Below are 20,519 nucleotides of genomic sequence, written 5' to 3'. Positions count from 1 at the left end.
ATCTGGGCCGGTCAAATTAGGCAAGCGAAACTTTGAACGGCAACTTTGCAAAGTCAGCTTTGCCCGCGCTGTGCCGTCGTTGGATCGAAACGCAGCATCCGGTAGAATGGGCTCACGGCCGCCGTTAGATCGATCGCAGCATCTTGGCCAGAAAGTGCCACAGCCCCTAGCAAGGACGGCCCATTCCGGCCGTTGGCCAATGGGTAAATATGCTGCGGTCGCAGCCCGCATTGCCGACCTTCACCGCGAGCGCAAACCCTCGGCTCGCCGAACCCACACATCGCGGACAAAGCTGCCTATCGCGGCAGCGCAGCAAGTGCTCGCTGAGGGAGATCTGCCTGCAAAAAACCTCTGCATTCTGAAAAAAGTTGCATAAGTAGGTGTCATTTCTGTGAAAAGCAATGCGGACGTTTGACCGCCAAAAATCAGCCTGTGGTTACAGCGTTTTCTTGATTAGCGTCCCGTATCTAAGCATGATCCCGTTATGGCGGTTGAAATCGACAAATGGCTGAACGATCTCGAACTGGGTCAATACTCAGACGCTTTTGCACAGCATGATATCGACGCGCGCGTACTGCCACTACTGTCAAACGACGACCTTAAAGAGCTTGGGGTTAGTCTGGGCCATCGAAAAATCATCCTGGCAGCGGTTCAGGAATTGACTGGTCAAAAGCACTCGTCTCAATCGCCGCAGGCCGTAGACGTGGATGCAGACGAAGTCGGCCCGGTCCCCATTTCGGATGAATCGCAAGGCGTGACCTTATTCGCAAGGAAGCCTGCTTCATTAGCGATCGCAGAGAGGCGTCACTTAACAGTTTTGTTTGCTGATCTCGTCGCCTCGACTGAGTTGACTAACCGGTTTGATCCCGAAGACATGCGCGAACTGCTGCAGAGCTACCAGGATGCGGTTGCAGGTGCAGTTAGCAGGTATGGCGGCTACGTCTCGAAGTATTTGGGCGACGGTCTCCTGGTTTTTTTTGGCTGGCCTACAGCCTATGAAGATCATGCAGTTCGCGCTTTAAAGGCTGGTCTTGAGGCCGTTCGGCGGGTCAGAGATCTTAAAGCACCTGACGGTGAGCGTTTGTCAGCCAGGTTAGGTATCGCGAGTGGCGACGTGGTAGTTGGCGATACGATCGGTGAAAACACCTACGAAGAAGGAGCCATGACGGGGCCAATTGTCAATCTGGCAGCGCGGCTTCAGGAACACGCAGAACCGAACTCAGTTGTTTTATCTGCTGAGGAGACCGAAGAAACTTTGCATCGGCTATTTGAGTTTAGGTCTCTTGGACAAACCGAGCTGAAAGGTTTCAAAGAACCACGGACCCTTTTGACTGTCGTATCAGAACACAGCGCGGAAAGCCGGTTTCGAGCATCTTATAGGGACGAAAGTGGCAGCGTCATGATTGGTCGCGACTACGAAAAAGGTATCCTTTTACAATCATGGCTGCGTGCGCAGAACAGTCAGGGAGAGGTTGTTCTGCTTGCCGGTGAAGCTGGGATCGGTAAATCGCGATTGGCGGAAGAGTTTCTCGCTAATGCCGTAGCGACTAGCGAAGCTGATATTATCAGGCTGAACTGCTCTCCTTACCTTATCAGTAGCCCGTTCCACCCCGTCGCCCAGAGGATTTCTCAGGATGCTGGTGTGGGGACAGATTTTGATGACGATCAAATTCTCGATCTTGTCAAAAAAATGTTGGAAAGCCGGGAGGGCTTGGAATGGGAAAAGGTTCTGCCCGTCTTTGCCGCGCTGGTTGCGCCTCACAGTACTCTTGCCCGAAGCGTTCTCGATATGTCACCGCAGGAGCAACGTGACCTCACGATTCAGACGTTAATCCACACGGTTCAGGTACGCGCAAGCACGCGTCCTGTTATTCTTTGTGTTGAGGACGCGCATTGGATTGATCCTTCCACCCAAGCTCTTTTGGATCGCTTCAAAGCAATTTGCGCAGATCTGCCTTTGATGATTTTGATCACCCACAGGCCCGGCTGGGAACTTGCCCATGATGACGGCGAAGCGCACGTACATACGCTCCAGCTGCGTCGGTTTGATACGACCCATGTCTCGAACCTAGTTCTCAATGTTACCGGAAAAGCACCCGACGATGCGCTAATCGCCACAATCATTGAGAAGACGGACGGGGTGCCATTGTTCGTCGAGGAGTTGGCCCGGGCGATTGTTGAGGCGGGTGAGCACGGGCAAGTCCACATACCTTCGTCTTTGAAAGGCACACTGATGGCACGTCTTGACGCAGTCTCACCAGAGGCCAAACAAGTAGCGTTAACAGGAGCCGTCATTGGACGGGAGTTCGAGCCTGGCTTGCTGGCTTCCGCAATAGGTCTTGCCAGTGCGGAAATTCAATCTCGTATAGAAGAGCTGTCTCGAACGGGTTTGATCTTTGAAAGCGGGCACAATCGAGGGTATTTCGTTTTCCGTCATGCCCTTATTCGGGATACCGCCTATCAATCCATGTTGGGCTCAACCCGCAGGCAACAACACGCAAACGTGGCCCGTGCTTTGATGCAGTTGCGGTCAGCAGAGATTGAACGCCGGCCCGAGTTGGTTGCCCGCCATCTTTCAGAGGCCGAAGAATGGCATGCTGCGTTCGACAAATGGCAGACGGCAACCGAAATGGCATTGGCGCGATCCGCCAGCCAAGAGGCGATGGTCAACGCTAGGGAAACACTCAAAGCGGCTGAAAATCTTGGATCTGACAACGGCGTCGAAACGATCAAAGCCAAAATCCTGATCGGTCGCAGCCATGACAGCCTGGGTCAGTTGCCAGAGGGGATAGCGGCTTTGAAAGAGGCCTCGGACGCCGCCCGTGGAATAAACGATGTGGCGCTCGCCGCTGATGCTGCGAACCATTTTGCGGACTCGTGTATGATGTCGAGTAAGAGACACGGCGAGGCCATTGAGCTTTGTGTTAGAGCTCTGAACGACCTTCCCGACGATGACGAAGTTCGGCAGTGCAGATTGATGAGCCAACTTGCACGGGCACATATGTTTGTCGGCCAGTTTTCTGAAGGCGCACGCTTTGGTCAGCAATCAATGGAACTGGCCGCGAAACTGGGGGACTATAAATCCCAATTCTCAGTGATGATGATGCATTTTGGGGCACCATTCGTCGCACGCAAAGGAAGAGAGGTACGTCATTGGCGTGAAAACCTTGATGCGATGCATCGAGCGGCCGAAAACCTAGGGAGTATTGATCAGGGCCGGGACCGAACACTTAGTCTTTTTGTCGGGGCTGAAATGGCCGACCGCGACTTGATGGATCATTCACTCGAATTGCTTACGGAGATTTCGGAAAAGGACAACCATCTGCAACTCTACTGGGTGCAGAAGCACGCACGCGCCATGGTTGCAATTATGGATGGCGATTTTGAGCAGGCGGAGATGCATGCCAACGAAGCGGTGAAAATCGGTCGACAGACACATGGAGAACATGTTGAGGGCGTCTTCGGTGTTCAGATGTTTACCATCCGTCGCGAACAAAACCGGCTGCACGAAGTTGCACCGGTGATCAAGAAGCTGATGACGGATAGCCCGGAAGACATTTCTTGGAAACCAGGATTTGGCCTTATTGCCGCCGAGTTGGGATACAAGGAACCAGCTGAACGCATACTGAATGAAATGGCAGAGAATGGCTTCGATCTTCCCCTTGATGCTATGTTTTCAACTACTTTGTCTTATCTCGCTGACATTTGTGTCGCAGTCGAGCATCTGGGACATGCTGAGACCCTCTATGACATGCTGACCCCATACGAAGAGCTAACGATCACCGCTGGGGCCACAACAGTTTGCGCCGGGGCGGCTGCAAGACGTCTGGGCAATCTGGCAGCGGTGCTGAAAAACTGGGACGCCGCTGAGAGGATGTTCCATAAGGCGATCGAAATAGACACGCGTATGAAGTGTCCTCCGTGGATTGCGCACAGCAAGGCCGCGTATGCATCCGCGCTAAGGCAACGGGGCCGCACGAATGATTTGAAACTAGCGTTTCAACTAGAAGGGGAAGCGTTGGCAATTTCACAGCAATTGAGTATGGTTTTCCTTAGGTCAAAGCTCGAGGGAGTAGCTGTTTAATGTCATTTACATGCTTGGGGGAGCATTATGCCAAGGTACATAATTGAGAGAAATTTTGCCGAGCAGCTGAACGTCAGCGACGACGACAAAATTCACATCAAAGAGATCAATGACGAAGTCGGGGTCGAGTGGATTTTCTCGTTCCTCAGCGCAGACAAGCGCAAAACATACTGCCTGTATGAGGCCCCCGACGAGGAAAGTCTTAGAAAGGCGGCCGAGCGCCTTAACATCCCAGCCGATGTCATTACACCTGTGGATCAGATAGATCCCGGAATTTTCGCCTGAATATTCGCAGTTCAAAAACCTAATCCGAGGCGATTTATCCGCGGGACAACGCATCGGAAGTCACAACTACATGAGGCAGCCGCGCAAGAAGCCTGACCTGAAAACAGGGAGGCCTATGCATGTACGACATAAAAACACTCGACGGAATCACGGCAACTGTGAGTCAAGACGCTTTGGATGCGCTTAATTCCTCGCTTCGCGGCGGCGTCTACTTACAGGGCACTCCGGAATATGAAGGCGCAAGAACAACATGGAACAGCATGTTCGAACGTCACCCTGGGTTCGTGATCCGCGCGATGGGGGCGAGCGACGTACAGAAAGCTGTAAACTTTGTTAGAGACGCCAGCCTCATAATGTCAATTCGATCAGGTGGGCATCAAATTGCAGGTCACGCTGTTGCAGACGAGACGGTATTACTCGATCTGTCCCAGATGCAATCGGTACACGTAGACCCTGTCAACAAGACTGCTAGGGTTGCACCGGGTGCATTGCTTGGCGATGTAGATCGCGAAACTCAGGCTCATGGGCTTGCTGTCCCTGTCGGCATCAATTCGACAACTGGAATCGCTGGCCTGACTCTTGGTGGCGGCTTTGGGTGGACGACGCGGAAATTCGGAATGACGATCGACAATCTTCTGTCGGCAGAAGTTGTGACGGCAGATGGGACGATTGTCACCTCCTCGCCCACAAGCCATCCGGAGCTTTTCTGGGCCATCCGCGGTGGAGGCGGCAATTTCGGCGTCGTGACCTCATTCGAGTTTCAGTTGCATGATCTTGGACCCGATGTTCTGTCCGGCCTGATCGTTCACCCGATCGAAAAGGCGCCAGAGCTGCTTGCAGAATTCGCAGCCATTGCAGATGATTCACCCGATGAGCTGACCGTCTGGAGCGTGATGCGAAAAGCTCCTCCTCTCCCGTTCCTACCAGAAGAGTGGCATGGGAGAGAGGTGCTGATTTTTGCAGCTTGCTACAGTGGTCCTATAGACGATGGTGAAAAAGCCTTGTCGGGTTTGCGCGCGCTAGGAGAACCGATTGCCGATGTCATCTCACCTCACAAGTTTGTAGACTGGCAAGCAGCATTCGACCCTTTGCTTACACCGGGCGCTCGGAATTATTGGAAAAGCCATGATTTCGAAGCGCTTTCCTCGGAAGCAATCACAGGTCTTCTCGAGGCGGTTTCCAGCCTTCCCGACCCTGCTTGCGAAGTATTTATTGCGCATGTAGGTGGCGCAATGGCACGCATTGAACCCCACTCAACAGCTTATCCGCAACGATCAGCACACTTCATAATGAATGTTCACACACGTTGGGAAGACCCGAGCAAGGATGATGAGTGCATTGCGTGGGCGCGGGGACTTTATAATCAGATGCGGCCTCATGCGACCGGTAGCGCGTATGTAAACTTTATGCCCGAAGACGAAGCGGATCATATGGCTGGTGCATACGGCCTAAACAGCGGGAAGCTTTCGAAAATAAAGGGCAGCTATGATCCAAAGAACCTGTTCAGGATTAATCACAACATAGTGCCTGAGTAGGGCCATCCGATTTGGAAAGGCCGATCTATTCGGACGCTTAGAGCTTATGCTTGATATTTGACAACGAGTATTCTGTTACGCGTTAAGACCACCAAATATTTTTCACGTCAAAAATGTCGACACTGTCTTTTCCACTGTCAGGCGAATTCCGTGTTCCGCTGCGACGGCAGGGATTTGTTGACCAATTAGCCGCTTTGGGCTCGATGCTAACGCCGGAGCTATCGTGGCATCTTTTCGACTGCCTGACCTCGCTCAGGTGTGAGCGGCCCAAAGCGGTCACTCAGACAAATGCTGAAGTGCTGCATTCGCAGCCCGCATTGCTGGCATTCGCTGCAGACGCGAATTAACTGGGGCTGCAAGTATCCGTGTTGTCCCACGAAGTTGCCTATGAAGGTTTCGGTATGAAAGACCGGATTGTGGCAGCGGCGAAAGTCGCGGTTTGCCAAAGAAAAGCGTTCTCTTTCTATCTCCCCATGAACCACTTTCTAGGTGGTCCCATCGATACGGCACATTAGCGAACGGTGGTTTCTTGCGATGGCCATAATTGCGAAATGATAGTTGGGTCGTACTTTAAACGTCACCGATAGTCCGGCGGGACGATAACCGGTTTCACTTCACTACACCGAAACACGCTAGGTGCGCTCGCCTCGTTCCATCGAAAAAGTGTGATGTGCCAAAGGCCCGGGCGCCTTCGTGAGGGGTCAATCAATCCAATATGCCCGTCTGCTCTGATCCGATCAGCCGCGAGCCATGAGGACGGATCCCCACCGGCAGCTACGAGTTTGCGCCAGGGTTGACTGGCGAGTGCATAGATATCTGCGGCTTCGGGGCTGCGCAGATCGAACAACGCACATCGTTCCACCTCGAAAGTCAGCACAACCCGCGGGCGATCATCCTTTCTAACGTCCTGTCCGATGGCGACCCTTGCGCTTTCAACATCAGGGCTCAGATACAAAGCGTCTTGCCCGCGGCGATTAAACCGAGCGGGTGGGCGATCTGGTGCGCCGCGCATGAGGTGAACGTCTGGGTCATCGGCCCAAACAATCTTTACGAATTCCCCGGAAACTTCTGTCAGCATAATAGGTGGCACAGATCGCTTGCGCGTCGCGCAATGGGTGAGACGCAATGCGACGGACATTTTCCTAGTAAAGAGAAGACGCATGATACCTTGATTGAAATCACTTACTCATGTTTCCTCGCACTGTGTTGCATTCCCAAAGGCCTCTCGCATGAAGGTTCCAAAGATCGCCCTCCTTGGCGCAATTCTCGAGTCAAATCGTTTTGCACCCCCGGCTGATTTGTCAGACTTTAAGTCTCTGACATGGCTATCAGGCGATGCTTTGATGTCTGAAGCCAGATCCGCGACACCAAAGCTGGCAATAGAATTTGCGGCCTTTGTCCGGGCGATGGATGCTACGGGCGACTGGACGCCGGTACCCTGTATCTTGGCAGCCAGCCACCCGGCAGGTCCAGTACGAAAAACCGTGATCGAAGAGATCATAGTGACTTCGGAAGACATGCTTCGCTCAGCTGGCCCTGTTGACGCAGTCTACATCTGCAATCACGGCGCGATGGTTGCCGAGCATGACCACGACCCCGACGGTTTGTTGATGTCACACATTCGGAGAGTTGTCGGACCGGACGTACCTGTCGTTGCGACACTCGATCTGCATGCAAATATCTCACAGCAGATGGTCGATGCCTGTGACCTGATCGTCGGCTATCGTACCAATCCTCACGTCGATCAGATAGAACGTGGCGAGGAAGCCGCCTTTTCGCTGCGCCGGGTTTTGGCGTCGGGCGTCCGGCCCCAAACCGCGCATGTCAAACTGCCTCTTGTTCCGGCATCCGTAACCCTTCTAAGTGCCGAGCACCCGTATGGCACGCTGATCGACCACGGTCAGCGACGACAAGCCGAAGGCCGAGGTGAGATTCTAAACGTATCGATCTTCGGCAATTTCCTTTTCTCCGACACGCCCGACAATGGTCTGAGCATCGTTGTTACTGCGCGTGAGGACCAGAAGGCGGCCAATGCACTGGCGGAAGAACTGGCAGACATGGCTTGGTCGTTGAGGAAGGATTTCGTTCGAAAACTGACATCCGTGACGGAAGCGATCTCGATTTCCGCCGACCAAGCGCGCGCGCCTGTGATTTTCTCCGATGCCGGTGACAATCCTGGTGGCGGCGGCAGTGGCAGGACGACAGAACTGTTAGCCGCTCTTCATGCGGCAAAAGCCGAAGAATGCCTGTACGGTTCCTTTTGTGATCCGGAACTTGTGAACGAAGCCCATCGCATCGGTGTCGGCGGTAAATTCAGGGCACAATTCAACCGTTCTTCCGATTCCAGTGTTTTCTGGGCGCAGTGGGATGTGCCTTTCGAGGCGGATGCGGAGGTCTTGGGTCTTCACAATGGAGATGTGGTCGGTGAACTGGGAATGACGGCCGGTCGGAGATTGGCCCTGGGGCCATCCGCTGCGCTTCGTATTGGTGGCATCACCGTGGTAGTGATAACCGATCGCACGCAGACCGCCGATCCCGTGTTCTTTCACATGTTCGGACTGGATATTGCGTCGGCCTGGACCGTTGTTGTGAAATCCCGAGGCCACTTTCGGGCCGGGTTTTCCAACTGGTTTGGGCCAAACCAGGTTTTTGAGGTCGACACGGGCGGGCTTACGTCGCCAGTTCACGACCGCTGGCCGTTTGCGAATTTGCCACGACCGAACTTTCCGATGGACATCGACGCCTCGTGGTCGGCTCAGTTGCTGCGCTAAACGGGCTCTGAATACTTGTCATGCGGCGTCGTCAATTTGACAAACTGCATGAACTGGCGGGCAAGCTGAGATGGTGGCCTGCCTGATGGAAGAACAAAGCTGGTGTCATAAAAAATGGCGGCGTCAAATGGCCTGACGACGACACCTTCCATCCCCGACGACAACAACGGGAAGGGATTGATCAGCGTCACACCCAAACCCTCGCGGACAAGCTCCAGAGCGGCCATGTTCGTTGCCGTTTCGGCGACTTGTTTTGGACGAATTCCGGCGCGCGCAAAGATCTTTTCGGTGATCGCTCGCGTCCCCAGCCTTCTCAGAAACTCTATCAGCGCGACACCTTCCAGATCCTGCGGCGTCACCACTCGTTTTTCCGACAGCGGATGGTTGCTCGGCATGGCGCAGACCACCTGACTGCGGCGCCACGGCATGAGGTGAACACCAGTTCGTTGGATCATCGCACTCGTCAAACCAAGATCGTAGCGGAGGTCGAGAATGCCGGCGACCAGCACGTCTGTCGCCTGAATATCCAATTGAAGCTGCTTTCCTTCATTCTTCTTGAGAAAACTGGCGACCCTAGAGATGACAAAGTGATGCGCCAGTGTCGGCGGCACGATCAGACGCAACGGCTCGTTATCCGGAGTAGCCCATTCTGCGCCCTCGATATCGGCAAGCGTCTCGAAGATTGGGTCCAGTTTTTCGTTGAGGCGCAACGCTTCGTCGGTTGGGTCAATGCGTCCCGACCGGCGGAGAAACAGCGACCGTCCAACTCGGGCCTCGAGTTGCGACAAGGACCGACTTACGGCAGACTGAGAAATCCCGAGACGCCGTGCGGCGCCGATTGTCGTCCCAGTTGTGATCACGGCTCTTAGCGACTCGAACTCGCGCAGTCTGTGTCGGTGTTCCGTCATGCTGCATTCCTCCCCCGGTATGAGCGATTGAACATCCAAACTCTTGGATTGGTCTATGCAAAATTGCATAGCATTGAGTATTGGCAATGATTTTTGCGGTAGCTAGCCTTTTTTAATAGGGCGCGGGATCGGCCGAGGATTCGCCTATTCACAAGCGCCATACAAACAGGGAGTCTTTTTGATGAGGAAACTCACATCTGCGACAGCCGTCGCTGTCGGCATTTTGGCTTTCGGCGTCGGTGCTGTTTCGGCCGAAAAACTGACGATCGGCCTCGCTTCGGAGCCGACGTCGCTCGATCCGCATTTTCACAACTTGGGTCCGAACAACGCAATGTCTGTGCACATCTTTGACCGGCTGATCGCGCAGGATGAAAATCAGCGCCTATCACCGGGTCTTGCAGAGTCATGGGAGCCGATTGATGAATTGACTTGGGAGTTCAAGCTGCGTGAAGGAGTAAAGTTTCACGACGGAAGCGACTTTACGGCAGATGATGTAGTCTGCACCATGGCGCGCGCGCCGGACGTACCGAACTCTCCATCGGGATACGGCACCTATCTCAAGGGTAAGGAAGTCGTCAAGATCGATGACTACACGGTGCACTTCAAAACGGCCGCACCTTATCCGTTGATGGGCAATGACATTTCCACGATCCCTGTGATCTCAGAAGTGGGCTGCGAGGCAACGACGGAAGACTTCAACGCGGGTACGGCCGCCATCGGCACAGGGCCATTCAAGTTCCAAAGCTACACGCCGGGTGAAAGCATCGTGCTAGTACGGAACGACGGCTACTGGGGTGATGCGCCGATCTGGTCCGAGGTGGAATTCCGCCCGATCACCTCCGGTCCGAGCCGTGTTGCATCGCTTCTTGCCGGTGACGTCGACATGATATCGGGCGTCCCGACGACCGATATCACTACACTTCAGGGCAACGATGATATCCAGTTGAGCCAGGGCGTGTCCAACCGAGTGATCTATCTTCACATGGACCAATTCCGCGAGGATTCACCCTTTGTGAAGGCCAATGGTGGCGGCGATATCAAGAACCCGCTCATGGACGTCCGCGTCCGGAAGGCGATCAGCATGGCGATCAACCGCGATGCAATCGTTGAGCGTGTCATGGAGGGGGTTGCGTTACCCGCCGGCCAGCTTCTTCCCGAGGGGTTCTTTGGCGTGTCCGACAATTTGGACGTCGTGGCGTATGACCCGGACGGTGCTAAAGCGCTTCTGGCTGAAGCCGGTTATCCCGATGGATTTGAAATGACAATCCATGGGCCGAATGACCGCTACATCAACGACGCCAAAATCGCCGAGGCAATTGCGCAAATGTTGACCCGTGCTGGCGTCAAGACGGCCGTCGAAACCATGCCGCGTTCGGTATACTTTGGACGCGCTTCCAAAGGCAGCCCTGAGGGTCTGCCGGAATTCAGCTTTATCCTCGTCGGATGGGGCGCGGGGTCCGGCGAAGCGTCCTCGCCTCTCAAATCGCTGATCCATACCCATGACAAGGATGCGGGCTTTGGATCATCAAACCGTGGCCGACACTCGGATGCTGAAACCGACGCGCTGATCGAAGAAGCCTTGCGAACAGTCGATGACGCCAAGCGACAGGAACTGCTCGCCGCGGCGACAGAGCGCGCGATCGAGAATGTGGCAATCATTCCGACTCACTTCCAGGTCAACACCTGGGCGGCCAAAAAAGGTCTGAGCTACATCCCTCGGACCGACGAATACACTCTCGCGACAGGCGTCGTGAAAGAGTAACCGCAATGCATCCGGGCCGCCTTCGCAGCGGCCCGAAGCCTTTGCCCAGGGAATGTCCTCATGACCGTTTTTGTCATTCGCCGATTGCTGCAAGCAATGCTTGTTGTCTTTCTGATGTCGGTGATTGTCTTTTTTGGCGTCAACATCGTTGGTGACCCGGTCTACATGCTGGTAAGCCCCGACGCGGATCAGGCTGACATCGAAGCTGCCATTCGACGGCTTGGATTGGATCGGCCTATTTGGGAACAGTACTGGTTGTTCCTCAAAGGTGCAGCACAAGGTGACCTCGGCGATAGCTTCGTCTTCGGTGAGCCCGCGCTCAAACTGATCCTGCACCATATGCCTGCCACGATGGAACTGGCCTTCAGTGCACTCTTTCTTGCTATCGTGATCGGTATTCCATTGGGTCTTTATGCCGGGCTCTATCCCGATAGCCCGCTTTCCAAGGGAATCATGGCTGGCTCGATTCTCGGTTTCTCGCTGCCGACCTTCTGGGTCGGACTAATGCTCATCATGCTGTTTGCAGTCGAACTTAGATGGGTCCCGGCGACAGGGCGTGGCGATATCGGCTCGTTTCTTGGAATTCACAGCAGCCTTTTTACGCTCGATGGGTTGAGCCACATCTTCCTGCCTGCTCTCAACCTGGCACTTCTTAAGATTTCACTGGCAATCCGCCTTACCCGAGCGGGTGTCCGTGAAGCGATGGGGCAGGATTATGTGAAATACGCCCGGGCCAAGGGTCTTTCGACCCGACGCATCATTCTGGTGCATGTGATGAAGAACATCATGATCCCGGTTGTGACCGTCATGGGCCTCGAATTCGGCAGTTTGATCGGGTTCTCGGTGGTGACTGAATCGATCTTTGCATGGCCCGGAATGGGCAAACTGCTGATCGACGCAATACTGCAATTGGATCGGCCCGTCGTCGTCGCCTATCTGATGATCATCGTACTGTTTTTCGTGCTGATCAATCTGATCGTCGACATACTCTACTCGATCCTCGATCCGAGGGTTCGTTTGCAGGATCAGGGCGCATGACCGACACCGTCACAGATCATTCACTGACCCCCACCAAATCCCCGAAAGTCGAGACGCCGTTCCAGCGTTTTCGAGCCGAGTTCTTCGAAAGCAGGATCGCGACAGCGGCGCTCGGCATATTCCTGGCCATCGTTCTGCTGGCCATCCTGGCGCCCTGGATCACGCCGCAGAACCCCTACGATCTTGGTCAGGTCAGCGTCATGGATGGGCGCTTGCCTCCAGGTTCCGAAGCATTCGACGGATACACGATGTGGCTCGGCTCGGACGGGTCTGGACGCGATCTCTACTCGGCAATTCTCTATGGCTTGCGTATTTCTCTGACCGTTGGGCTTGCATCTGGAGTGATTGCCCTTCTGATCGGTATGGTGATTGGTCTGGTCGCGGCCTACGCCGGTGGCCGGACCGAAGCGTTCATCATGCGCATCGTGGACCTTCAACTGTCGTTCCCGGCATCGCTGGTAGCACTGATGATGGTTGCGGCACTTGGTAAGGGTGTCGACAAGATCATCCTTGCCCTCGTAATTGCGCAATGGGCATACTACGCCCGCACGGTCCGCGCGACCGCGCTTGTCGAGCGTGGCAAGGAATATGTTGAAGCCGCACAATGTCTCGGCATTTCGCGTTCGCGGATCGTCTTTCGGCATCTTCTCCCGAATTGCATGGCGCCTCTGATCGTCGTTGGCACGGTACAAACCGCCAGTGCGATCTCTTTGGAAGCGACGCTTTCGTTCCTTGGCGTAGGCCTTCCACAGACTGAGCCGTCGATTGGGGTGCTGATCGCAAATGGATTCGAATACATGCTTTCAGGACGCTACTGGATTTCCGTTTTTCCCGGCGTCGCGCTGTTAATGACGGTCGTGTCCATCAACCTTGTTGGCGACCATTTGCGCGATGTTCTGAATCCGAGGTTGAAGAGATGACGGCAGTACTCGAAGTCAGCGGGCTGAAGACCCACTTCTTCACGCATGCGGGTGTGGTCAAGGCCGTTAATGGTGTGGATTTCACCGTCTCCGAGGGCGAGGTCATGGGGCTAGTAGGTGAGTCCGGGTCGGGCAAGTCGATCACCGGGTTCTCCATCCTAGGGCTGATCGATCCTCCCGGGCGCATCGTCGATGGGTCAATCCGTTTTAATGGTGACGAGATCGCGAACGCACCGGAAGAGCGACTCAAATCCTTGCGTGGCAACCGAATCTCGATGATCTTTCAGGATCCGATGATGACGCTCAACCCGGTCTTGCGCGTCGATACGCAGATGATCGAGGCCATTCTCGCCCATGAAAACGTCAACCGCCAAACCGCCTGGGAAAGAAGCCGCGATGCGCTTGGATTGGTCGGCATCCCATCGCCGGAAGAGCGATTGCAGGCCTATCCGCATCAGCTTTCCGGTGGGATGCGGCAGCGCGTGGCGATTGCGACAGCCTTCCTGAACCAGCCGGACCTGATCATTGCCGACGAGCCGACGACCGCGCTCGACGTGACAATTCAGGCGCAGATCATCCACGAGGCCCAGAAGCTGACGAAACGCACGGGAACCGCGATGATCTGGATCACGCATGACCTGGCCGTTGTGGCGGGGCTCGCGGATCGGATATCAGTTATGTATGCCGGACGGATCGTTGAGCAGGGCGGCATCGACGATGTGATAGACCGTCCGCTGCATCCCTATACGGTTGGGCTTCTTGGATCTGTTCCGACCGCTAACCGGCGTGGGCAGCGCTTGTTCCAGATCGAAGGGATGACGCCGAATATGCTCGCCCTTCCTGAAGGGTGCGCCTTTGGTCCTCGCTGTCAGGCTCGGACGGCAGCTTGTTCCGAACAACCCCAGATTAAGGACGTGGATGGCCGCCGCCTTCGCTGTTTCAACCCGCAGCGTACGGAGGAGACTACGCTATGACAGAGCCGCTCGTTGAAATCCGAGGCGTTTCGAAGCGCTTCACCAAGCGTTTGGACGTAGCGGGGAAAATCGCGCAGCGAGTTGGCGCAAACATCCGTGAAGAAACTGTCCATGCAGTCGATAATGTAAACCTGTCGATCCAAAAGGGCGAAGTTCTGGGATTGGTCGGCGAGTCTGGCTGCGGCAAGTCCACGCTGGGACGTGTTGTGGCCGGCATTCACGCCGCTAGTGATGGGCAGATGTTCTATGAAGGCAAAGATGTCGCGACGTTGAGCGGCTCCGATAAACGCGCGGCAACCCTCGCTATTCAGATGATCTTTCAGGACCCTTTTGCCAGCCTCAACCCGCGTATGCGCGTCGAAGATATCATCGGTGAAGCACCGCGTATGCATGGGAGCGTCAGCAAGGCAGAGAGTGCGGATTTCGTGGACGACGTTATGCGTAAGGTCGGCCTCGACCCGTCGCTCAAGCGGCGCTACGCACATCAGTTTTCCGGTGGGCAAAGGCAGCGGATCGTGATCGCGCGTGCGCTCGCCGTGAAGCCGAAGTTCCTTGTTTGCGACGAGGCCATCGCTGCGCTGGACGTATCGATCCAAGCGCAGGTTATCAACCTGTTCATGGACCTGCGCGAGGAGCTGGGCCTGACGTATTTGTTTATCAGCCATGACCTGAGCGTCGTCGAACACATCGCCGACCGCGTGGCGATCATGTATCTGGGCCGCATTGTCGAGAGCGCATCGACAGAGGAAATCTTCTCTGACCCACGCCATCCCTACACGAAAGCTCTGCTTGCAGAGGCTCCGCGCCTTGATCAGCGCCGGCGTGAGTTTGCCCCGATTGACGGGGAAATTCCGTCGCCGCTCGATCCACCATCTGGATGTACCTTTCACCCGCGTTGCGCGGTGGCGACCGCTGAGTGCCGCACCACCGTTCCTGAACTGAAAGCCGGGCGCGGCGGGCGCGAAACAGCCTGCCTGCTGGAACACGCCGAAACCGTTTGAACGAGAAGCTGGAGAGCCCCTTGAAAAACGCCGATCCGATCTGGGACCACGTTGACCGCCATCGTGATGATTTTATCGCATTGTCTGACCGCGTCTTTGACACGCCCGAGACGCTTTACGCCGAGTACAAGTCCGTCGCTGAACATGTGCAGATGTTACGCGCTCAAGGTTTCAAGATAACAGAGAATGCAGCTGGCATTCCTACGGCCGTGATTGGCGAGGCAGGAGACGAGGGTCCGGTGATCGCCATCCTCGGCGAGTTCGATGCGCTGCCATATCTGAGCCAAGCGCCAGGTGTGGCTGAACATCAGCCGATTGAAGAGGGCGGCAACGGGCATGGGTGTGGTCACAATCTGCTCGGCGCCGCCGCACTCTTGGCTGCCACGGCGGTGAAAGACTGGTTGGCCGAAAACGGCATCAAGGGCCGTGTGCGGTACTATGGCTGCCCCGCCGAAGAAGGGGGCGCGGCCAAGACGTACATGGTGCGCGAAGGACTGTTCGATGATGTCGACGCGGCCATCTCCTGGCATCCGGCAACCTTCACAGGCGTGAATGAGGCCAAATCGCTCGCGAACACCCGGATCGACTTCACTTTTCATGGAAAAGCCGCCCATGCTGCTGGCGCGCCTGAATTGGGCCGGTCCGCGCTTGATGCGGTTGAACTGATGAACATCGGTGTGAATTATCTGCGCGAGCACATGCCCGACAGCGCCCGGGTGCACTACGCCTATCTCGATGCAGGTGGCGTTGCGCCGAACGTGGTGCAAGCCAAGGCCACAGTGCGCCAGCTCGTCCGGGCCAGTTCGCTACCCGACCTCGCCGATCTGGTTACGCGCGTCCGAAAGATCGCGGACGGCGCGGCGCTGATGACAGGAACGCAAGTTACCAGCCAGGTCTTTTCCGGCGTCTCGAACCTGCTTGGCAATCGTCCTTTGGAAGAAACCATGCAGCACGAGCTAGAGAAACTCGGACCCGTCGCCTTTGACGAAACAGACCTCAGCTTTGCCCGCGAGATTCAGACTACATTGACCAAGGCTGACATCAACACGACCTTCAAGCGGATCGGTGCCAAGCCCAAAAAGGATCTCGCTCTATGCGACTTCATCGCAGCTCTTGATCGCCACAGCGATGGCGGCGAAGGCTCGACGGATGTTGGCGACGTGAGTTGGGCAGTCCCAACCGTTCAGGCACGAGTTGCCACCTGTGCTATAGGAACGCCGTTTCATACGTGGCAAACAGTGGCACAAGGCAAGGCGCCCGCGGCTCACAAAGGCATGGTCTACGCAGCAAAAGCAATGGCCGCGACAGCGTGTCGACTGGTTGAGGATCCCTCGCGCATCGAAGCTGCACGCGCGACGCACCAAGACCATCTGGGCGAAACACCTTACACTTGTCCGATCCCGGACGACGTGCGTCCACTTGTCTGAGGTAAAACAACCTTGACCCGCGCCTCTGCTATAGACAACGCCGCCCAGTATTTCGACACCGGTCAATTTGCAACAGAACTTAGCGAACTGGTTGCCCATGAGACGGAGAGCCAGACACAGGAGAAAGCCGCCGAGCTTCCGCGCTACCTTGAGGAAGCCCTCGTTCCGCGCCTGCGCAGTATTGGGTTCTCCTGCGCAATCCACCCGAACCCTGTGCCGGATGCAGGTCCGATCCTTGTCGCTGAACGCATCGAGGACGACTCGAGCCCAACGATCCTGTCCTATGGGCATGGCGACGTGACCCGCGCGCAAACTGATCAGTGGCGAAACGGGCTTCACCCGTTTCGTCTCGTGGACGATGGTGATCGCCTCTTCGGACGCGGTACCGCTGACAACAAGGGACAGCACCTCATCAACTTAGCTGCGTTGAGCTCCGTCATCGACGCTCGTGGATCACTCGGCTTCAACATTCGGATCCTTGTTGAAATGGGTGAGGAGATGGGGTCGCCGGGGTTGTCGGAGTTTTGCGCCACGCACAAAGAAAACCTTGCCGCGGATGTCCTGATCGCATCGGACGGACCACGCCTTCAGTCAGACACTCCGACGATGTTCATGGGTTCACGGGGCGGCTATTCGTTCGACCTCATTGTTGACCTTCGAGACGGTGCGCATCATTCCGGCAACTGGGGCGGTTTACTTGCCGACCCCGCGATGATCCTTGCACAAGCCCTCTCGACGATCACCGATGTGAGGGGCCAAATCCAAATACCAGAGTGGCGACCGACCAGCCTAACCGAAGAGATCCGGCATGCCCTGCGCAACTTGCCGGTAGGCGAAGATGGCGGTCCGAAGATTGACGAAGACTGGGGCGAGGAAAGTCTGACACCGGCCGAACGGGTCTTCGGCTGGAACAGTTTTGCGATCCTCGCGATGAAAAGCGGTGTCCCCGAAGCGCCGGTTAACGCGATCTCGGGATATGCCAAGGCCGCCTGCCAGCTCCGCTTCGTTGTTGGCACCGATCAATCCGGTATCCTGCCGGCCCTTCGTCGCCACCTTGATGCAAGAGGATTTGAGATCGTTAATATCAAACCTCATGACCGTGGATTCTTTGATGCGACGCGGACATCGCCGGATCATCCTTGGGTGTCGTTTGTCGCGCGTTCGCTGGAAGATACCTCCGGAAAGCAGCCACATATTCTGCCAAATCTCGCCGGTTCCCTACCCAATGAGGTCTTTTCCGATGTGCTCGGCCTCCCAACGGTTTGGGTGCCTCATTCCTATCGTGGCTGTTCGCAGCACGCGCCCAACGAACACGTGTTGAAGTCGGTGTCGCGTGATGCATTGCGGGCAATGGCCGGGCTTTTCTGGGATATTGGTGACCTTGCCAGGCCACTCTGACCGCGCGCCACAAAGGATTTCATCCATACCTGGATCGGGCGGGTATCGCACTCCTGACTGTAAATGACCGCTTTCACGGATTGCGGGAGTTGTTATCGCACATGCAGCGAACGTCTTCTTCCCGCCCTTCAAGTCGGAAAGCTGGAATAACACCATACGCTCAAAGGTGGGCTATAAGGTGGATATAAATACAGATACCCGCCTTAAGTGATTGAAAAATATAATAATATTATGGAAATTTGGTGCCCAGGAGAGGACTCGAACCTCCACGTCCATACGGACACTAGCACCTGAAGCTAGCGCGTCTACCAATTCCGCCACCTGGGCAGGTGTCGTGGAGGGGCGTTTAAGCCTACTGGCGGAAGGCGTCAACCGGATTCGGAAAGTTTTTTGAAAGTTTTTTAACCACTGCTTTCAACCGTCTGTGCCGCGTTGCTTTTTCGTGGCTGCGCGGCGTTATTGCGCCTTGTTTGAAAGGGCATTGGGCGGTAGATCGGATCAGGACCCAATAGCAGGAGCCCTCAAATGTCCAAACTGGTCACGATTTATGGCGGATCCGGATTTGTCGGCCGGTATATTGCGCGACGTCTGGCGAATGAAGGCTGGCGCGTTCGGGTTGCGGTGCGCCGTCCGAACGAAGCGATGTTTGTTAGACCCTACGGTGCGGTGGGGCAAGTCGAACCTGTCCTGTGTAACATCCGCGATGACGCTTCGGTTGCTTTGGCGATGCGGGGGGCTGATGCGGTGGTGAACTGTGTTGGTGTGTTGAACGAGATTGGCCGGAATGAATTCGATACCGTTCAAACCGAAGGGGCTGAACGCGTTGCGCGTCTAGCAGCCGCTGAAGGTGTAAACCGTATGGTCCATATCTCGGCCATTGGTGCTAATGCCGAGGCGGGGAGCGAATATTCTCGTACCAAAGCGCGGGGAGAGGCCGGTGTTCTGGCGCATATGCCGGGTGCAATGATCCTGCGCCCTTCGGTGATTTTCGGAACCGAGGATCAGTTCTTCAACCGTTTCGCTGCGATGACCCGAATGGGGCCATTTCTGCCGCTGGTCGGGGCCCAGACGCAATTTCAGCCGGTCTATGTGGATGATGTCGCCAAGGCTGCGGTGCAGGGCGTGCTGGGGCAGGCCAGCGGGGGTGTCTACGAATTGGGCGGACCCGAAGTGAAAACCTTCCGTGCGTTGATGCTGCAGATGCTGGATGTGATCAACCGCCATCGGATTGTCCTTGGGATTCCCTTTTGGGTGGCCCGGATCATGGCGGGAATGCTGGACATAATGAAATTTGCGAGCTTTCAGTTGTTTCCGAACAATATCCTGACGCGTGATCAGCTCAAGAATCTGCGTCACGACAATGTTGTCTCAGATAGCGCGCTTGGCTTTGCCGATATGGGGATCGAGCCGGCGACGCTGGATTCGGTCCTGCCGGATTATCTGTGGAAGTTCCGCCCCTCGGGTCAGTATGATGACATACAGAACTCGGCCAGCAATATGCGGACCTGATCAGCTGTAGGCGATGACCAGAAGGATTGCGCCCACTACTACGCGGTAGATCACGTATGGCGTAAAGCTGACGCTGCGCAACAGGCGCATCATTAGCGACAAGGCAAGCAGCGCGGACAGAAACGCAAAGAACGCAGCAACAGCACTGTCGAACGCCAGTTGGGCATTTGCCTGGCGGATGACCTCTGTGGACAGCAGCGCTCCGGATGCCAGAATCGTGGGTATGGACATCAACATCGCGATGCGTGCACCGTCTTCGCGGCTGTATCCAAGCTGGCGCGCCCCGGTGATCGTGATCCCGGACCGGGATGTTCCGGGGATCAGCGCCAGAACTTGCCACAGGCCCATGATCATCGCATCGCGCAGGCCCCAGTCAGAGGTTTCTTTGCTTTGCGGCCCTTTCTGGTCCATCCAGTAGAGCAATATGCCGAACCCCAGCATCGTCCAGCCGATGACCGTCATTGAGCGCAGAGACTGGCTGAGCCCGGTTTTGAACAGGATCGCTCCGACAATGACGGTTGGGATCGTGGCCAGAATCAGCCCCAGGGCCAATCGGGCTTGTGGTGTATCGGTGCGCCCCAAAAGAGCCTGCGGCAGTCCGGAAATCGCCATTTTCACATCAGACCAGAAATACAGAATTACGGCGCCCAGAGTGCCCACATGCACAGCGACATCGATGGCCAACCCCTGATCGTCCATACCGGTCAGGCTGGGTAAAAGTATCAGATGACCCGAAGATGAGATCGGCAGAAATTCGGTAATTCCCTGAATGACTGCTGCAAGAATCAACTGAAAAAGACTCATTTACCTGCCCGTGCTGCCGCCACGTGTTCTTTGTGATCCCTGCGTATAAGCGCGGTAAGGAAAAGAAAAGGATGCAAATAGGTCCGAATCGGAACTAATATCC

Annotated in this window: 15 protein-coding genes and 1 tRNA gene; 12 read left to right on the top strand and 4 right to left on the bottom strand. The window is 55.7% G+C overall.

Annotated elements, in window-relative coordinates; translation table 11 throughout:
* Positions 1-484: 484 nt before the first annotated feature.
* The 3 genes from AC2FH8_RS18980 to AC2FH8_RS18970 all read left to right on the top strand — a co-directional run bounded on the left by AC2FH8_RS18980 (position 485) and on the right by AC2FH8_RS18970 (position 5,904).
* Positions 485-4,084, top strand: coding sequence for an adenylate/guanylate cyclase domain-containing protein (locus tag AC2FH8_RS18980; RefSeq protein WP_496690467.1), 3,600 nt, complete (start codon positions 485-487; stop codon positions 4,082-4,084).
* Positions 4,085-4,111: 27 nt separating this feature from the next.
* Positions 4,112-4,369, top strand: a complete 258-nt coding sequence (locus tag AC2FH8_RS18975) for a DUF4242 domain-containing protein (RefSeq protein ID WP_058274660.1) — start codon at positions 4,112-4,114, stop codon at positions 4,367-4,369.
* 119 nt (positions 4,370-4,488) lie between these two features.
* Positions 4,489-5,904 (top strand): FAD-binding oxidoreductase, encoded by a 1,416-nt coding sequence (locus AC2FH8_RS18970; RefSeq protein ID WP_496690466.1) that lies wholly within the window; start codon positions 4,489-4,491, stop codon positions 5,902-5,904.
* A gap of 577 nt (positions 5,905-6,481) precedes the next feature.
* Here AC2FH8_RS18970 and AC2FH8_RS18965 read toward each other — a convergent pair.
* Positions 6,482-6,982 carry an RES family NAD+ phosphorylase gene (locus tag AC2FH8_RS18965; protein ID WP_185956750.1) on the bottom strand — a complete coding sequence of 167 codons (501 nt, stop codon included), beginning with the start codon at positions 6,980-6,982 and terminating at the stop codon, positions 6,482-6,484.
* 151 nt (positions 6,983-7,133) lie between these two features.
* Between AC2FH8_RS18965 and AC2FH8_RS18960 the strand changes: the two genes are divergently transcribed.
* Positions 7,134-8,675 carry a M81 family metallopeptidase gene (locus AC2FH8_RS18960; RefSeq protein WP_496690465.1) on the top strand — a complete coding sequence of 514 codons (1,542 nt, stop codon included), beginning with the start codon at positions 7,134-7,136 and terminating at the stop codon, positions 8,673-8,675.
* Here AC2FH8_RS18960 and AC2FH8_RS18955 read toward each other — a convergent pair.
* Entirely contained in the window at positions 8,672-9,652 is a 981-nt protein-coding gene (locus AC2FH8_RS18955) for a LysR family transcriptional regulator (protein WP_171127183.1), read from the bottom strand. The two genes, AC2FH8_RS18960 and AC2FH8_RS18955, sit on opposite strands and share 4 nt — an antisense overlap.
* 112 nt (positions 9,653-9,764) lie before the next feature.
* On the opposite strand from AC2FH8_RS18955, the gene AC2FH8_RS18950 reads away from it, so the two are divergent.
* The 7 genes from AC2FH8_RS18950 to AC2FH8_RS18920 are packed head-to-tail and all read left to right on the top strand — an operon-like array spanning position 9,765 to position 18,103.
* The gene (locus tag AC2FH8_RS18950; protein ID WP_281995934.1) at positions 9,765-11,345 is read left to right on the top strand and encodes an ABC transporter substrate-binding protein; all 1,581 of its coding nucleotides are present in this window, start codon (positions 9,765-9,767) and stop codon (positions 11,343-11,345) included.
* Positions 11,346-11,405: 60 nt separating this feature from the next.
* Positions 11,406-12,383, top strand: coding sequence for an ABC transporter permease (locus AC2FH8_RS18945; RefSeq protein ID WP_142640320.1), 978 nt, complete (start codon positions 11,406-11,408; stop codon positions 12,381-12,383).
* Positions 12,380-13,303, top strand: a complete 924-nt coding sequence (locus AC2FH8_RS18940) for an ABC transporter permease (protein ID WP_281995935.1) — start codon at positions 12,380-12,382, stop codon at positions 13,301-13,303. Before AC2FH8_RS18945 ends, AC2FH8_RS18940 begins: the two co-directional genes overlap by 4 nt.
* The gene (locus AC2FH8_RS18935; protein WP_281995936.1) at positions 13,300-14,277 is read left to right on the top strand and encodes an ABC transporter ATP-binding protein; all 978 of its coding nucleotides are present in this window, start codon (positions 13,300-13,302) and stop codon (positions 14,275-14,277) included. The genes AC2FH8_RS18940 and AC2FH8_RS18935 overlap by 4 nt, the downstream gene beginning before the upstream one ends.
* Positions 14,274-15,278 (top strand): ABC transporter ATP-binding protein, encoded by a 1,005-nt coding sequence (locus tag AC2FH8_RS18930; RefSeq protein WP_496690464.1) that lies wholly within the window; start codon positions 14,274-14,276, stop codon positions 15,276-15,278. Before AC2FH8_RS18935 ends, AC2FH8_RS18930 begins: the two co-directional genes overlap by 4 nt.
* A gap of 20 nt (positions 15,279-15,298) precedes the next feature.
* Positions 15,299-16,705: an amidohydrolase gene (locus AC2FH8_RS18925; RefSeq protein ID WP_281995938.1), complete on the top strand. Its 1,407-nt coding sequence runs from the start codon at positions 15,299-15,301 to the stop codon at positions 16,703-16,705.
* 12 nt (positions 16,706-16,717) lie between these two features.
* Entirely contained in the window at positions 16,718-18,103 is a 1,386-nt protein-coding gene (locus AC2FH8_RS18920; RefSeq protein ID WP_281995939.1) for a M20 family metallopeptidase, read from the top strand.
* Between the two features lie 240 nt (positions 18,104-18,343).
* Here the strand turns inward: AC2FH8_RS18920 and AC2FH8_RS18915 are convergent.
* A tRNA-Leu gene (locus AC2FH8_RS18915) sits at positions 18,344-18,430 on the bottom strand.
* Positions 18,431-18,628: 198 nt separating this feature from the next.
* Here AC2FH8_RS18915 and AC2FH8_RS18910 point away from each other — a divergent pair.
* Entirely contained in the window at positions 18,629-19,612 is a 984-nt protein-coding gene (locus AC2FH8_RS18910) for a complex I NDUFA9 subunit family protein (RefSeq protein WP_496690463.1), read from the top strand.
* Here AC2FH8_RS18910 and AC2FH8_RS18905 read toward each other — a convergent pair whose 3' ends face one another.
* Positions 19,613-20,416: an undecaprenyl-diphosphate phosphatase gene (locus AC2FH8_RS18905; RefSeq protein ID WP_142640289.1), complete on the bottom strand. Its 804-nt coding sequence runs from the start codon at positions 20,414-20,416 to the stop codon at positions 19,613-19,615.
* Between the last annotated feature and the right edge of the window lie 103 nt (positions 20,417-20,519).

The sequence above is a fragment of the Ruegeria sp. CDSC025 genome, assembly GCF_059610805.1.
This window is presented reverse-complemented; position numbering and strand designations above follow the sequence as displayed.